This window comes from Qipengyuania pacifica (assembly GCF_019711555.1).
Taxonomy (GTDB): domain Bacteria; phylum Pseudomonadota; class Alphaproteobacteria; order Sphingomonadales; family Sphingomonadaceae; genus Qipengyuania; species Qipengyuania pacifica.
On sequence record NZ_JAIGNQ010000001.1, the window covers coordinates 800,903 to 815,400 of the forward strand.

Here is a 14,498-nt window from a genome sequence, read left to right on the forward strand (position 1 = left end):
AATCTCAAAAAGGATAGAACTTCCATGACCAAGACCTTGACACGCATCGCGGCGACTGCGCTTGTTGCCACGCTGATACCGCTGCCAGCCTTCGCGCAGCAGATGGACCACTCTTCCCATGCGAACCATCAGATGCACGCGATGGACGCTTCGGCGGACGATGTCGCGGGCGCTGAAGAAACCCTCAAGGCCTATCGCACCGCTCTTGAAGCGCGCGACGCGCAGGCAATGCGCGCGCTCTTCGCCGAGGACTCGGCGATCTTCGAGAATGGCAAGGCCGAAGGAAGCTTTGCCAATTACATGGAGCACCATTTGGGCCCCGAGCTCGACGCGATTGTGAGCTTCACCTTTACCGACCCCACGCTGACCGTCACCCGGATGGGGCACATGGCCCATGCCTATGAGACGTATGGCTATCGCATCGAACTTAGCGATGGCCGGGTGATCGAGCGCGACGGCGTGGCGACATCGGTGCTTGCTCACGATGCGGACGGGTGGAGAATCGTCCAGTACCATTCCTCGTCGCGCGCGCCGCGCAACTGATTACGGCTTTCGAAGAGGTAGCACCGGTTGGCAACGCCGTCGCTGAAGCTGCGCCTGCATGTGCTCGGCAGCAAGATCCACAAATGGCTGGCGATTTTCGTCGGTGTCCAGGTTCTCTTGTGGATGGGAACCGGCGCCCTCATGTCGTTTCTCGACCTGGAAGAAGTTCGCTCCGAACATGTCGTTTCGCGTGAACAAGAGGCGCTGCCCGCCGATGCCCCGCTCCCGGCCTGGGTCGCAAACGACGGTACTCTTGCAGCGGTAACGACACGTTCGCTCGACGGCGATGCCGTGACCGAGGTCCGCAAGGTTGACGGTAGCGTGAGCCTCCACGATCCGGTGACTGGGCGTAAACTCTCCCCCATCTCGGCGGCAACGGCAAAATCCATCGCCTTGCGCGCATGGACCGGGCCGCGCACGACCATCGAGGCCGCACGGATCGTCGATGACCCCATCGGAACCGAGTTTCGCGGCCCTTTTCCGGCCTGGCAGGTCACCTATGCTGACGAGGCTTCGACGCGCATCTACATCGATGCCGCCAGCGGCACGCTCGGGGCGGCGCGCAGCGATACATGGCGCCTGTTCGATTTCATCTGGGGCCTCCACATCATGGACTGGACCGAGCGCGACCGCATCAACAGTTGGTGGCTGCTGCTGTTCGGCATTGGCGGCACGATCATAGCCCTGTCGGGTTTCGTCCTGCTGGCGAACCGGATGCCGAGGCTGCGCCGCCGCGCAAAGAAGAGCAAGCTCGCCTGAGCCCATGGGGCTTATTCGCGTGGGCGAACGCCTTACCCTCGTTCGCCAGGCCGAACGCGGCCAGGAGCCGAATGCGTTCGACGATCGCGATGATGCCGCCAGCAAGCGTGACCACCCGGGCGCACTTCAGTCGCGCTGAACTATCAAATTAATGCGAGGGGCACGCGGCTGCCGTGCGTATCAGGCACATAGGTCGCACTTTAACTGCAGGGTCGGGAGACATACGAGACATGAAAGCCCCCTCATTTCTGGCGCTGCTCGCCGCAAGCCTGCTCTTCGTCGGACCCGTTCAGGCTCATGGCGACGAAAAGCACGGCGAAGAGGCGAGCGCCGCGCCTGCTGCCACCAATGGCGATGTGCACGACCAGGCGGCCATGGCGCAGATGGGCGAGACTGCGGATGCTGGCGAGTCCTCCGGCGCGCACGATGAAGCGGGCGCAGCCCATGACGAGGCCGGTGGCCATGCGGATGAGAGCGAAACCGGCGTCATGGCCGTACTGAAAAAGCTGCATCCGGCAACGATCCACTTCCCGATCGCCTTGTTTTTCATGGCTGCGGCCACCGAATTGTTCGTGATGCGCCGGAAAGGAGCGGGCCTGGAAAGTGCGGTGGGCGTACTCGTCTACGGCGGAGCAATCGGCGCAGTCGTCGCAGTTCTGTTCGGATGGATTCACACCGGCCTTTGGTTCGGAGGCGATGCCGTCATGCAGGTCCATCGATGGAACGGGATGCTGATCGCGGTCCTCGGTGTGGCAATGGCATACCTCGCGAGCAGGCCGAGCCAGAGCCGCGCATGGTTGCGTACGGCTATCTTCTCGATGGCAGCACTTATTCTGGTGCAGGGCTTCCTTGGCGGCGAACTCGCGCATGGGCCAAACCATCTCGGAATTTCCTGGCTCTGAAGGAGTTGAACAGCATGCGTACTTCCAGGTCAAAAACAGCGATCGCATTTTTCGCGATTGCGCCGATGATGTCCGCTCTCGCCGCTTGCGACGAAGCGCAGGAGAGCACACCGACCTCAGAGGTGTCGCCGATGGGCGAAGCAGCGGTGATGCCCGGCATGGCACCCGAGGGTGGTCTTGCAGACCCGACAACCTCTACCTCCGAAAGTGAGTCAGTGGCTGCGCGGCAGGACGCTCTTTCGACAGGCGATGCTGCCGCGCCCGCGTCTCGGCGAGCCGCCTCTCCGGTACCACGTGCAACTGCCACATCCGCCGCGCCGGCACCGCGCGCGCAACCCGAGAGCGAGGCGACCCCGCCCGCCGATCCCCATGCCGGCCATGACATGTCCTCGATGGCCGATCACGACATGGAAGGCATGTAATCCGGCGCATGGCCCATCAGTCAGGATAGTCAGGAGAAATCGTCTGCAAGCAATCGTGACGAAAATCCGGACATCAGAAAAGGACGGCTCCGCCTCCCCCCGAAGCCCTGCGGGTCGCAGGTGCCCAAGGGGCCGTTCTGGAACCCCGCGTGAAGACCAACCCAACGCGCGGGGTTCCGTCTCTTCGTCCTCGTTGTCGTCGTGCCAGGCGCTTCCCGGCATGGCTTCGTGCTATACAAGCATTGCGCTGCCAAGCGCGTGGTGGGACATGGAAAGGAACTGCCAATGACCGAAAAAAGAACGGCCGGTGCGCTGTCGCGCTGGGAAGACGAAGGCGGTGCGCTCCCTTGCGGGCCGCAAGAAGCCCTCGCGGCCGATTGCGAGAAATGGGACATCCCTCCGCTCACGGATGCCGAAATAATCCAGCTACGCATAAGGGTGATCGCGCTCGAAAACATGGTGCTAGGATTATTGTCCACGGCAAGCGATCATCAGCTCACTGCGATCGAACAACTGGCCGAGTTCATCTCCCCACGCGCCGACGCGACGCAGCATCCGCTAACCTTGCACGCTGCCACACAAATGGAGAACTTTGTGGAGCGCGCTCGACGGTTTCGCGAGGAACCTTCAACGGATTGACTGACGCATGACCGGCCCTCGAACCCTAGCTCTCCTGCCTGCGGCTGGATCGTTGACCTGAAGAGACTGCGATGGACCTCGATACGCTCCTCGTCCGCTATTTCCGCACTGCCGATCTCGGAATGGTTGGCGCAGAGGCATTGGCATCGGGGATCGAGCGGTGCCAGGTCGATCTCGGTCTCGAGCAGGACCGGGGCAAGCGCTTTGCCTTGTGGGCCATGCTCTACCTGCTCGGGTCTGCCCCTGACCTCGACGTGGCCTTCGAGAATGAGGAAGACCGGGAAGCAGCCCGCAACTTCATGGATCTCCTGGCGGCATCGGAAGGCGATGTGGTAAGCTGATTGCAGCAGGGTCCTGGCACCTTCAGACCCGCACCCGATACCCATCCGGCTTTCTTCGCGAACAGTCCTGAACCAGGTCAGCTGAGGAGCCGCAACCCGTTCCTTTCCGGCCGTGTTGGCGGCTTCGCCGCCTGCCCGCACCCCCCGTCATGAACAGGTTTCCCTTCGGCCCTTCAGGCCTGCGGTGCAGTCCTCCCATGCCCTGCTTCTTCTGGATGTTCGCAAGCCGGAGATGGTCTCCGGTTTGAGGAACTGAAGGAATTTCATCATGACCAATATCGCAATCCTCACCGGCCGCATCGCCCGCGATCCCGACATCCGCGAGACCCAGGGCGGCACCAACGTCACCGGGATCACCGTCGTCACCGATCGCCCCGCACGCGACAAGGACGGCAAGACCTACAAGGACGATAACGGCTACACCGCCAAGGAAAGCGAGTTCCACCGGGTGACCTGCTTCAATGGCCTTGCCAAGACCGTCGGGCAGTACTGCTCAAAGGGCCAGCTGGTCAGTGTCCAGGGCCGCATCCACTACACCCAGTGGGAGGACAAGGATGGGGTCACGCGCTACGGCACCGAGATCCTCGCCGACAAGGTCGACTTTCTCTCCCGCGGCAACGGCTCGGGTGAAGAAGGCGACAACACCGACGCTCCCGAGATCGACTGACATCGATCCCGATCGTCCCCTTACGAAGAGGCTCTGCCGCAAGCGGCAGGGCCTCTTCTTCTGTGGTTACTGGGTTCCCGGCGCTGCATTCGAAGCACGGGTGGCACCGCGCCCCGTCAGTTTCTCGATCGCGGCATCCTCGCCGAGTTTCCCGAGTTCTTCGGCAACCTTCCTCAGGCCCTTCTTCGAGAAGCTTTCGAGGCCGCTTCCCAGGATGATTTCGCCGAGTTCCCTGGCTGCTTGCACTTCAAGTTCGCGTTGTTTGGCGTCGAGCGCCTCGCGGTCCGCTTCGAGCTTTTGCAGGGCTGCAATCGCGCTCCTGTTTCGGGGCATGTTACTTGTCCTTTTGTCCCCCTCAGATCCGCTCCCCAGTTGTTTCCATGCCCGCGTCACCGGGGTGTAGGAAAGGCAATTCGCATGCAGGAGATGTTTGATATTGGGCGGAGGTTGTGGGTTCTTGCTCACGGTTCTCCCAGCATGATGGCCTTGCGCCTCCCGCCTCAAGGATGGCGGGGCCCCACCATTTTGCCCGCCACCGGATTGCATCCGGCAGCGAACAAAATCGTTACCCCCACCGCCGCTATCGCGGTCGCCCATTCGGGCGATCCCTGACCCGGGATGCACAAGACCATCGCGAACGCCTCCTGTCGTCTCACGACAGAAATCAGGAGGATTATCATGGCTTATTCAATGCATTGCGCCCTTCCGTCCCGGAGCTATTTCGAGGCTCTGGAAACAGCCGAGAAGAGAGCGCTGCACAGCTTCTTCGATCAGCACGTTATCGAGGATGACGAACTCGGGTACTTTGCCCTCGACGAGGGTGACTACAACATATTGCCAGCGCATCTCGCAGCGCGGGTGGTCCACACGGTCCACGGCGGCATGCTCGACGAGTTCTGAGACTATCGACAGGGCCGGAACCGGGAACGGTTCCTGCCCTTTTTTCTTGTTCGCCGGGTAGTCCATCGAAGCGCAAGAAACCGGTTCGGTCGGTTACTCTGACGGCCGCCCACCGCAATGTGGCGGCGCCCGATAAATGGAGCGGGGCTGTGGACGCACTCTGTCCCGCGCATCTTGCGATGCGCTCCTGAGGGTGCGGCCTGATTTTCTCCTGGGCCCCGCACGCACTTGCGAACCGGCAACGGGTCGGGCGGCGGGAAGCTAGGGCATGCGACATGCCCCGCTTGCCTTGCTTCCCACGCGCCCTTGGCCGCTGCCTCTTTCGCAGGTGCTGTCTTTGGCTGGAGGCGTCGAATGCTCTCGATCTGCATCCGAAGAGGTGCCAGACCTGGTTGCTCGCGCTCCAACATGGAGATCGGGAAAGGTCGTCCTTGATCAATCCCCCTTATTGCCTGGACCTCCTCGCGCACTTGGGAACAAAGGAGCACACCCTACCCCGCGATTTCGGGATTTATCTTTCTGTTATTGCTAAAGAATGTGGTTTTGGGCGAAATCAACCCGTCTGCGAGTAGAGCGGCTTTGCGCTGATCCGCTGACAACTCTCATGCATCTAAAACCCTGAAATATCGTCTGAATCTTTCGATTGACTGCGAGTTGTTCACGATTTATTCTCATCGGCACCTTCCGCAAGGTGAGCCAGGTTCCGTCGGCCCGACAAGGAACCTGTTTCATGACCCGACAAGATCGGCTTCAGACATTCGTATCTCTCTCCGTTGGTAACTGGGTTCGCCAGTGTGCCGCGGACCATGGCGTCAGTGTCAGCGTCTTTATCCGTGACCTTATTGTCGCAGCGTGGCAGCGCGATAACGAGGCGAAGGACCGCCCCGCAGGGCTCGATCCCGCGCGCCAGGCAATCTTCATTTCGGTGGCGCTCGATGCGCTTCTGGCCAGCCATTCTGACGCGAGTTTGCGCGACCGTACTCACGAGGCGTACCGGCGACGCCTCGAGCGTCTTGGCCTCCCCGTCAACGCAAACATGGGAGGCCAATCCCATGAAGCATAATCTCCTGAATTTCACCCGCGGGAGCCAGTTGCTCGGCCACTTTGGTTTCATGTTTGCAGCCGGCCTGAAGGGCCCCTTGATTGTCACCGGCCTGGTAGCGGTCGGCACCTGCTATTGGGAAGTGCGGTCGGCTCTGAGTGATCACCAGATCTACCTGGTCTGGATGCATATCTACGCCAGTCTCTATGCCTTCATGGAGTTCGATCCGGCCAAGCTGGTCAACCTTGAACTGCTTGACGGCGAAAGGGTCGGCCTCCCGTTCGGCATCGTTCGCGAGTTCCCGCCGATGCGCGAGGCGGTCGAAGCGTTTCGTACGGCAGTGAAGCAGGGATTGCTGGTCTCGGCGGTACTGCTGATCCCGGCCTTCGTGTTTTTCTGGTGGTTCGCCGAGCGCTTTGGCGGGCGGTCGAAGGAGCGCAAGCACGAGCGTGGTGCTATGCTTGTTTCGCTCGACGAACTCGAAGAAGAAATCGAGCGTCACAACAAGGCATTCCGGGCCGAGGAATTGGGACGCAAGTTCGGCTGGAAGTGGCGGCTTGCGAGCTCGTCGGCGCTCGCCGAAGCGGGCCACTACCAACCCGCACATCTCGCCGGCGTAAGCTGGCCGTGGCGGCTCGAGCAGAGCCACGCCATGCTCATCGGTACGACCGGAACCGGCAAGACCGTGGCGCTCACCGAACTAGTTGCCGAAGCGCGTGAACGCGGCCAGCGCGCGGTCATTTTCGACCTGACAGGGGCCTTTATCGAAGCCTTCTATGATCCCGCGCGCGACATCATTCTCAATCCTGTCGATGTGCGGTGTCCGCTGTGGAGCGTCTTCAACGACTGCACGACGGAAGCTGAGTTTCATGCCGCTGCCGAAGCGCTCGTGCCCCATGACGGGGGTGGTTCAGAACAGTTCTGGGTGCTCGCGGCGCGCATGCTGTTCGTCGAGATGTGTCTTCATCTTGCCCGTACCGGCACTGCAACCAACGAGGCCTTGGCACGGCGGCTGATGACCGCTGACCTGTCCGAAGTGCATAAGCTGATGCGCGGTACCATGGCCGATCCGCTGACCGCTCCGGAAGCGGCCCGCATGGCGGAATCGATCCGCGCTGTGTTCAATGCGAATGCGAAAGTGCTGAAGCTCTTGCCCTCATCCGGACCGCGCTTTTCGGTCCGCGACTGGGTCAAAGGCGACTGCCAGGCGGGCTCGATCCTGTTCCTCTCTGCCCGCTATGTCGACATGAGCATCTCCTCGCAGTTGCTCACGCTGTGGCTCGACACGGCGATGAATACGCTGATGACGCTCGAGCGCACACAGGACCTGCGGATGTGGTTCCTGATCGACGAGCTCGGCGCCCTTCACCGACTACCGGCGCTTGAAAAGGGGCTGCAAACGGCGCGCAATTTTGGCGGTGCGATCGTCACCGGGGTGCATGCGTTTGCCAAGCTCAAGGAAGTCTACGGCGAGAACATGGCCATGACATTGTCCTCGCTTGCGCGCACCAAGCTCATCCTGGCGACAGCCGATCGCGAAACGGCGACCTGGTGCTCCGATTTCATCGGCCACCGGCAGGTGCGGGACATGGAAGAAGGCTACAGCTACGGGTACAACAACGCGCGCGACGCAGTCAGCCTGACCCCCCGGCGGCAGATCGAGCCGTTGCTCCTGCCCGACCAGTTCATGAACCTTCCGCGGTTGTCGGCCTACATCAAGTTTCCCGACGGATTCCCCGCTGCGCCGGTATCGCTCATTCCGCGCACGCGTGGTCGTATTGCCGAGGGATTCATCGCCCGCGAGAAACCGCTCATAAAGCCTGGCCAGGGTCCTGCGGCAGTGACGATCCAAGCAAAACCGGGTTCAAAACCGAATGACGAACATCCCGCCTCGAATGACGACGGTGTCGGTAAGCCTGTCGATACAAAGCAGCTCAAACTCGATCTGGAGGGACAGCGCCGTGTCGTCGATCAACCGCAGGATCGGCAGGAGGCTGTGCCGCTTGAAAAGCTGAACGCAGGGCGCGATGCTGGTGATCTCGGTGCCGAAACCCGGTCCGATACTCATCTGGATGCAGGTCCAACGCTACCTCTCGCCGCCGTGCAAACCGGTGAGGATACACCAGCAATGGGCGCGGAACAGCATCTGTCCGAACCAGGAACCGCCGGCGATGACGCAGGTGGCAAGGATGGTTCGACGCCACGAGGCCGTTCGGCTGCCAACGGCCGCCAACCTCTCACGCCGGTCGAGAAAGACCTGCGTGAAGGCGCGGTCGCAGATCCTCCGGAGAAGGATTTCGGCGAGTTCGAGCCCGACATGTGAAAGGCAAATGGGGAGGGATTACCTGGCCGCGAGGGGAGCCGTGACGAGGATCAGACAGGATGCTTTCCGTCGCCAATGTGCGCTCCCCTTCGGCTGCAGCGAGCTATTTCGCGGCAGACAATTACTACACCGGCGCTGATGCCGATCGTTCCGGAACCTGGGTTGGGAAGGGAGCGGAGCGACTTGGTCTTGAGGGGCGCGTCGGCACCGAGCAGTTCGATGCCTTGCTGCGGGGAGAACTGCCCGGTGGTATCCAGGTCGGCAACGCGGGCCAGGCTCACAGGCCTGGAACCGACCTCACATTCTCACTCCCGAAAAGCTGGTCGCTGCTCGCGCTGGTGGGCGGTGACCAGCGGATTATCGATGCCTACCGCGAGGCCGTCATCGAGACCTTGCGCTGGGCAGAAAAGAACGCGGCGCAGACCCGGATGGGCAGTCAGGCTGGCTACGGGAAGGTCGCGACAGATAATCTGACGATTGGTCTTTTCCAGCACGACACCAATCGCAACCAGGAACCAAACCTGCATTTTCACGCGGTCGTGGCGAATGTCACGCAAGGCAGCGACGGGAAGTGGCGCGCGCTTCGCAACGACAAGCTTTGGTCTTTCAACACCCTCCTCAACTCGATGACCATGGCGCGCTTTCGTCTGGCCGTCGAGAAGATGGGTTACGAAGCAGGGCCGGTTGGAAAGCATGGCAACTTCGAAGCAGCGGGCATTGCCCGCGAGCAGGTCATGGCCTTTTCGACGCGGCGCGAAGAAGTCCTCGACGCGGTACGCCAGCTGGGTGAGAACACTCCGAAAACCCGCGACATTGCTGTGCTCAATACAAGGAAAAACAAGGCGCCCGTCAGGGACCGGGAAGGCCTTCTCGATGCATGGCGGCAGAAAGCCCAGGAAGTCGGAATTGACCTTGCCGGTTTGATCGATGCGTCGCAGATGCGCGCTGCAACAAAGGACATCCCCAGCTCGAAAGAAGGGAACCTCCTTCAGCGTGGAATTGCGAAGCTGAGAGAGTTCGCGCAGCGGATCAAGGGCGATCCGGCGGATCCACTGATCCCTGCCCATGTCCTCAAGCAAGATGCACCGACCATCGCGGCCGCGCAGGCCGTTGCTTCCGCGGTGCGCCATCTCTCGCAGCGCGAGGCAGCCTTTCCCCGTGAGGGATTGCTGAAGGCGGCGCTCGATTTTGGGCTGCCGACGACGGTGGACCACATCGAAACCCGTGTGAACGCATTGGTCAGAAGCGGCGCACTCGAATCCGGCAAAGGCGAGCACAAAGGCTGGCTGGCGAGCCGGGAGGCGCTTGACCTTGAAAGCACCATTATTGCGAATGTCGACCAGGGACGAGGTGCGGTGTTGCCCATCCTGGATCGACCGGACGCCGCAGAACGGGTTCAGGCAGTTGCCGCGATCAACCACGGAATTTCGCTCAACGAAGGGCAGGAGGATGCGGCGGGCCTTGTGCTCTCATCGCGTGACAGGATTGTAGCGATCCAGGGCATTGCCGGGGCGGGCAAGAGCAGCGTGATGAAGCCGGTCGCCCAACTAGTCCGCGAGGAAGGCAAGCAAGTGCTAGGGCTCGCCGTGCAGAACACGCTTGTCCAGATGCTCGAGCGCGACACCGGCATCCGTTCGATGACCATTGCCCGCTTTCTCGCGCAATGGGGCAGGCTTCTGCACGAGCCGGGAAATGCCACGTTGCTGAGTGAGGCTCGGAGCGCGCTCGGAGACCATGTCCTGGTGCTCGACGAGGCGTCGATGGTGTCGAACGAGGACAAGGCCAAGCTGGTACGGTTGGCAAACCTGGCCGAGGTCCACCGCCTTGTCCTCGTCGGCGACAAGCGACAGCTAGGCGCCGTCGATGCCGGAAAGCCCTTCGACCTCGTACAGCAGGCCGGGATCGAGCGCGCCAAGATGGATGTGAATTTGCGCGGCCGCGATCCCATCCTGCGGCGAGCCCAGGCCGCCGCGCAGGAGGGACGCATCGACGATGCGCTCCGGGCGCTTGCTCCTTCAACCATCGAGACTCGCGGGGACAGTGCGATTGTTGCTGCCGAGAAGTGGCTTTCGCTCAGCCCGGCGGATCGGGATCGGACGTCGATCTACGCGTCGGGACGGGCCTTACGGTCTGCGGTCAACGAGGCTGTCCAGCGCGGACTCAAGGCCAATGGCGAGCTCGGCCCACGATCGGGCAGCCTGACCGTTCATTCGCGAGTGAATGTGACACACGAGGAGCTGCGCTATCATCGCACATATCAGCCGGGCATGGTCCTCAACTTTCGCTCGCGCGACAGCACCCAGAAGCTCTCCAAGGGCGACTACACCGTCAAGACCATCGACCATGCGCGCAAGCAGCTCGTGCTTGAGGACAGGAAGGGGCGGGTTCGCAAGTTCAATCCCGCGCGATTGCGGCCAGGCGCAGCCGATAGCCGGCTGTCGCTCTTTGACCGCAAATCGCTGTCCATCATTGAGGGTGACAAGATTCGTTGGACCGACAATGACCACAAGCGCGGGCTGTTCAACGCCGACCAGGCGAGGATCTTGGCCATCGACACAAAGGGCGTCTTGGTGGAGACATCAGCGGGCAAGGAGCTCCGCCTGAGCCGCGGCGACTCCATGCTCAAACGCATGGACCTCGCCTATGCCCTCAATGCGCATATGGCGCAGGGACTGACCTCTGATCGCGGGATCGCGGTCATGGACAGCCGCGAGCGCAATCTCGCCAATCGGCAGACCTTCCTGGTCACGGTCACCCGGCTTCGCGACGGCCTTACGCTGATTGCAGATAATGCCCAGAAACTCGGCCGGGCCATCAAGTCAAACAGCGGCGAGAAAACATCCGCCCTCGAATTTACGCAGCGGCTTAAAGCGGCGGCTGCCAAGGGCCTTTCGAGGGACAACGAGAAGGAGATTGTACCTTCGGAGAAGGAGAAACCCGAACTCGTGAAGGAACGCGTAAAGCCCTTCGAGATCGGGATCTAGGTGGATTGGATAGAAGCCGACCGCTCCTACGCGTTCCGGAAGGTCTCGAGGAGCTGGTCGTTCGGTGTCAATTGATCCATCTGGACATTGAGGCAGGCTGTCCAAAACGTCTTGCCATTCGAAGGATCGGTCTGCCCGGCGTCCCAACGTTTCGCCACACGGTCGAGGTCTTGGAGCGAGATCCCGCCCATCAAGTATGCCACTTTGAAGCGCCTAGGATCTGTCGCGCCGAGCGACTTTTCGCGGAGCAACGAAATGAAGTAATAATAGTCGGGGCGCTGGTGTGGATGGTTGTATAGCGGGACCGAGTTGTCGAAGTGGGGTTGCGGGCGAACCGTCCGATCTTTCGTCTTCACGTCCAGCGCGAGCGAATTCCCGATAACGTAATCACGGCGGGTAGAAATCGTGTCGTTCCTGAAAGTGAGCTGGTGGTGAGCGAGGTATCTCTCGAAGACAATCTCGCCGATGCAGCCGACGAGATTTGCCTGTTCTTGCCTATGCGAATTCTCGAAGATGGGGAGGCTGTCGGCACGTTCCATGGCCTCATCGATCAGCTCAACGGTGAGCTTCATCCGCCGATAGCCTACAGCCATGATGATACCTTCAAGAAGTGGTCAAAAAGGGCGCTCACTTACACTGAAACGGCTTAAAGCTTCGTGTTCTCAAGGTTCTGCTGTCTATCGATACGGGTCCCGGGAGTCGAGAAATGGTCTCCCGTGGAGCTGCTGGCTGATTGGGCGTTGGAATCTTTAAGTGAAACGCATACCCGTGAGAGGCATCTATTCTGGGCCGTCTCAAGCGAGGTTTTGCGCGTAGCTCCATGGCAGACAACTTCAACTACATATCATTCGGTAACCCCGATTACGTCGTAGGTGTTGATGAGATCGGCATGAGCCGTGGCCGCATGTTCGAGTATACTCCTACCGAGCTGGCCAAGGGCTTGGAGGACCTCGGGCCGCCTTCCCTCGAATTCCTCGGCAAGCTGCCGACCTTCCTCTGTAGCGAGATTGACCGGTCGACGGATAATCCCACGATGGTTGTCCGGTACGGGCGCGTTTCGAACCTCGAGGCCGGCAAGAGGGAAATGACGGCCAACTTCGAACCGATCATCGAGTTCGGCGAGGTCGCGTTCGAGAGCGTTGACCAGGCAACAGAGATGTTTGGTGCCGACGGGTTCCAGCTCTACCGCACGCACTGGGCCGTGCGCGAAGGCACATACGGTCCGATTCTCGCAGGGCTGGCCGAACGGAAGCCAGCATTTGCCGATGCGGTCGCCGAATTGCTCGGTGGAGTGGCCGATGCTCCCGGTGCAGAGCCTCCCGAGAGGCACAAGAACATCATAGATGAGGTCGATAGCGTCGAAGCGTTTCTTGAAGTTCTGCAGGCGCATCCGCCCAAGGATGGAGAACAGACGTTCTACAGGGGCCACGAGGATGTCACGTTCGAACTAACGCCTTCGCTGCTTCGAAAGTGGCCGAATGGCAGTTGGAAGTTCATGCCGAACGAGGATCGCCTCTGCAAGGAACTGCTCATCGCCCACTACGACGAGTTCGATGGCGACCAGTACTGCTTTGACCAGCTGGTCAGGATGCAGCACTACGGGTTACCGACGCGGCTTCTCGACATCTCGGGCAACCCGTTGGTGGCGCTGTTTTTCGCCTGCTATTGCAAGCCCGAACTGATGGAAGAGGAAGGGGAGGTCATCATCTTCCGCGTGCCGGAAGAGCAGGTCAAATACTACGATTCCGACACGGTTAGTTGCATATCCAACCTATCCAAGCTGAGCTATGAGCAGAAGAACGATATCGATCTATCCTTGGAGCTCGAAGCGTTCAACGGCGAGCCGGTCACGGGCAAGCTCCTGCATCACATCAAATCGGAAAAAGGCTTCTTCGAAGCCAGGATCGTGCCCGATGATCTTGGTTCGATTGTCTGCGTGAAGGCAAAGCAAACGAATACCCGTATCAAGTCGCAGTCGGGTGCATTCTTGCTGTTTGGCCACGAGGCGATCTTGCCCGAATCTGGCCAGGACGGGCTCGAGGTTTCGCGCATCAACGTCAAGGACAAGCAGCGGATCCTCGGTCAACTCGACGCCCTCAACATCAACGCCACGACGGTCTATCCCAGCATCCAGGAGACCGCGCAGCACGTGAAGGCACGCTACAGCTTGCCAGACAGCTAGATCGCGCGGCCGAACCAAATGACGCGGCCGACCACCTGGATGCCCGACCGGTCGACGTCATCCCAGCTCGGGTAGGCCGGGTTATCGCTGCTGATCGTGATCTTGCGTCCACCGGGCTTGAGGGTGACACGCTTTACAACGAGAGCATCGTCGGCCCGCAGGACGTAGATCCCGTCACGCAGGCGGGAACCGTGGTCGGACGCATCGACCATGACCTCGTCGCCGTCGCTGAGCGTTGGCTCCATGGAGTCGCCCAAGACATGGATGATCGAGAGGCTGGGGCTCTTGGCCGGGGTAAGTCGCTTGAGCCACCGCTCGTCGAAGCCGAAGCGAGTATGCGCCGTTTCGCTCTCGGCAATCGCCCCGAAACCGGCCGATGCATCGACATCGAGCACCGGGATCTCGACCAAGCCGTCGCGGACCGGCAACGGTGGGCCACCCAGGACCTGCTCGTCGACACCGAAGAAGCTCGCCAGCGTTCGCCGGTCGTTATCGTCGAGCCGACGCGGAGACCCGCGCTTTATAAACTGCTGGATATACGACGAGTTGCGCCCGATCAGGCGGGAAATCGAGGAGTAACCGAGCCGCCTTTGCTGGATCAGCCTGTCGAGTTCTTCCCGTACTTGTTCCATCGCTTGCATCCTTCCGGTCGATGCCGGGGTGAAGGAAATTTCCTAGACTCAATGGAGTCTTCCTACTAAGAACAAAACAAGAACACAAGGGCAAAGCGAGTCGAGGACGACATGAAACTGCTGGATAGGATCGAGTGCCACCTGCGGGAATCGCGGATGTCC

General features: G+C 60.8%; 16 protein-coding genes. 13 read left to right on the top strand and 3 right to left on the bottom strand.

What is annotated here, in order from left to right:
- Positions 1-24 precede the first annotated feature (24 nt).
- The 8 genes from K3177_RS03975 to K3177_RS04005 all read left to right on the top strand — a co-directional run bounded on the left by K3177_RS03975 (position 25) and on the right by K3177_RS04005 (position 4,273).
- Complete coding sequence (locus K3177_RS03975) at positions 25-543, top strand: YybH family protein (RefSeq protein ID WP_009823989.1); 519 nt, start codon at positions 25-27, stop codon at positions 541-543.
- A 27-nt stretch (positions 544-570) separates the two neighbouring features.
- Positions 571-1,302: a PepSY domain-containing protein gene (locus K3177_RS03980; RefSeq protein ID WP_009823988.1), complete on the top strand. Its 732-nt coding sequence runs from the start codon at positions 571-573 to the stop codon at positions 1,300-1,302.
- Positions 1,303-1,306: 4 nt separating this feature from the next.
- Complete coding sequence (locus K3177_RS15430; protein WP_267900630.1) at positions 1,307-1,441, top strand: hypothetical protein; 135 nt, start codon at positions 1,307-1,309, stop codon at positions 1,439-1,441.
- Between the two features lie 91 nt (positions 1,442-1,532).
- Positions 1,533-2,204, top strand: a complete 672-nt coding sequence (locus tag K3177_RS03985; protein WP_221597137.1) for a DUF2231 domain-containing protein — start codon at positions 1,533-1,535, stop codon at positions 2,202-2,204.
- A gap of 14 nt (positions 2,205-2,218) precedes the next feature.
- The gene (locus tag K3177_RS03990; protein WP_221597138.1) at positions 2,219-2,626 is read left to right on the top strand and encodes a hypothetical protein; all 408 of its coding nucleotides are present in this window, start codon (positions 2,219-2,221) and stop codon (positions 2,624-2,626) included.
- Positions 2,627-2,911: 285 nt separating this feature from the next.
- Positions 2,912-3,265, top strand: coding sequence for a hypothetical protein (locus K3177_RS03995; RefSeq protein WP_221597139.1), 354 nt, complete (start codon positions 2,912-2,914; stop codon positions 3,263-3,265).
- Positions 3,266-3,336: 71 nt separating this feature from the next.
- Positions 3,337-3,606 carry a hypothetical protein gene (locus tag K3177_RS04000; RefSeq protein ID WP_221597140.1) on the top strand — a complete coding sequence of 90 codons (270 nt, stop codon included), beginning with the start codon at positions 3,337-3,339 and terminating at the stop codon, positions 3,604-3,606.
- Positions 3,607-3,874: 268 nt separating this feature from the next.
- Entirely contained in the window at positions 3,875-4,273 is a 399-nt protein-coding gene (locus K3177_RS04005) for a single-stranded DNA-binding protein (RefSeq protein WP_221597141.1), read from the top strand.
- A gap of 66 nt (positions 4,274-4,339) precedes the next feature.
- Here K3177_RS04005 and K3177_RS04010 read toward each other — a convergent pair whose 3' ends face one another.
- Positions 4,340-4,606, bottom strand: a complete 267-nt coding sequence (locus tag K3177_RS04010) for a DUF6437 family protein (protein ID WP_098104483.1) — start codon at positions 4,604-4,606, stop codon at positions 4,340-4,342.
- A 345-nt stretch (positions 4,607-4,951) separates the two neighbouring features.
- Here K3177_RS04010 and K3177_RS04015 point away from each other — a divergent pair, with 345 nt between their 5' ends.
- The 4 genes from K3177_RS04015 (at position 4,952) to mobF (ending at position 11,522) form a co-directional block, all read left to right on the top strand.
- Positions 4,952-5,173, top strand: a complete 222-nt coding sequence (locus K3177_RS04015) for a hypothetical protein (protein ID WP_050599527.1) — start codon at positions 4,952-4,954, stop codon at positions 5,171-5,173.
- 730 nt (positions 5,174-5,903) lie between these two features.
- Complete coding sequence (locus K3177_RS04020) at positions 5,904-6,236, top strand: hypothetical protein (protein WP_089217209.1); 333 nt, start codon at positions 5,904-5,906, stop codon at positions 6,234-6,236.
- A complete protein-coding gene (locus tag K3177_RS04025; RefSeq protein ID WP_221597142.1) occupies positions 6,226-8,538 on the top strand; it encodes a type IV secretion system DNA-binding domain-containing protein in 2,313 nt (770 codons plus the stop codon). The genes K3177_RS04020 and K3177_RS04025 overlap by 11 nt, the downstream gene beginning before the upstream one ends.
- 59 nt (positions 8,539-8,597) lie before the next feature.
- Positions 8,598-11,522: a MobF family relaxase gene (gene mobF / locus K3177_RS04030; RefSeq protein ID WP_221597143.1), complete on the top strand. Its 2,925-nt coding sequence runs from the start codon at positions 8,598-8,600 to the stop codon at positions 11,520-11,522.
- A 26-nt stretch (positions 11,523-11,548) separates the two neighbouring features.
- Here the strand turns inward: mobF and K3177_RS04035 are convergent, their stop codons facing one another.
- Positions 11,549-12,094, bottom strand: a complete 546-nt coding sequence (locus tag K3177_RS04035; RefSeq protein WP_221597144.1) for a hypothetical protein — start codon at positions 12,092-12,094, stop codon at positions 11,549-11,551.
- A gap of 248 nt (positions 12,095-12,342) precedes the next feature.
- Here K3177_RS04035 and K3177_RS04040 point away from each other — a divergent pair, with 248 nt between their 5' ends.
- A complete protein-coding gene (locus tag K3177_RS04040) occupies positions 12,343-13,704 on the top strand; it encodes an FRG domain-containing protein (RefSeq protein ID WP_221597145.1) in 1,362 nt (453 codons plus the stop codon).
- On the opposite strand, the gene K3177_RS04045 is transcribed toward K3177_RS04040, so the two are convergent.
- Entirely contained in the window at positions 13,701-14,336 is a 636-nt protein-coding gene (locus K3177_RS04045; protein WP_221597146.1) for a S24 family peptidase, read from the bottom strand. The two genes, K3177_RS04040 and K3177_RS04045, sit on opposite strands and share 4 nt — an antisense overlap.
- Between the last annotated feature and the right edge of the window lie 162 nt (positions 14,337-14,498).

Coding starts and splice junctions, on each gene's coding strand:
- K3177_RS03990 (WP_221597138.1), top strand. CDS start 2,219: ATGCGTACTTCCAGGTCAAAAACAGCGATCGCATTTTTCGCGATTGCG.
- K3177_RS04020 (WP_089217209.1), top strand. CDS start 5,904: ATGACCCGACAAGATCGGCTTCAGACATTCGTATCTCTCTCCGTTGGT.
- mobF (WP_221597143.1), top strand. CDS start 8,598: ATGCTTTCCGTCGCCAATGTGCGCTCCCCTTCGGCTGCAGCGAGCTAT.
- K3177_RS15430 (WP_267900630.1), top strand. CDS start 1,307: ATGGGGCTTATTCGCGTGGGCGAACGCCTTACCCTCGTTCGCCAGGCC.
- K3177_RS04005 (WP_221597141.1), top strand. CDS start 3,875: ATGACCAATATCGCAATCCTCACCGGCCGCATCGCCCGCGATCCCGAC.
- K3177_RS04015 (WP_050599527.1), top strand. CDS start 4,952: ATGGCTTATTCAATGCATTGCGCCCTTCCGTCCCGGAGCTATTTCGAG.
- K3177_RS03985 (WP_221597137.1), top strand. CDS start 1,533: ATGAAAGCCCCCTCATTTCTGGCGCTGCTCGCCGCAAGCCTGCTCTTC.
- K3177_RS04000 (WP_221597140.1), top strand. CDS start 3,337: ATGGACCTCGATACGCTCCTCGTCCGCTATTTCCGCACTGCCGATCTC.
- K3177_RS04045 (WP_221597146.1), bottom strand. CDS start 14,336: ATGGAACAAGTACGGGAAGAACTCGACAGGCTGATCCAGCAAAGGCGG.
- K3177_RS04040 (WP_221597145.1), top strand. CDS start 12,343: ATGGCAGACAACTTCAACTACATATCATTCGGTAACCCCGATTACGTC.
- K3177_RS03995 (WP_221597139.1), top strand. CDS start 2,912: ATGACCGAAAAAAGAACGGCCGGTGCGCTGTCGCGCTGGGAAGACGAA.
- K3177_RS04035 (WP_221597144.1), bottom strand. CDS start 12,094: ATGAAGCTCACCGTTGAGCTGATCGATGAGGCCATGGAACGTGCCGAC.
- K3177_RS04010 (WP_098104483.1), bottom strand. CDS start 4,606: ATGCCCCGAAACAGGAGCGCGATTGCAGCCCTGCAAAAGCTCGAAGCG.
- K3177_RS04025 (WP_221597142.1), top strand. CDS start 6,226: ATGAAGCATAATCTCCTGAATTTCACCCGCGGGAGCCAGTTGCTCGGC.
- K3177_RS03975 (WP_009823989.1), top strand. CDS start 25: ATGACCAAGACCTTGACACGCATCGCGGCGACTGCGCTTGTTGCCACG.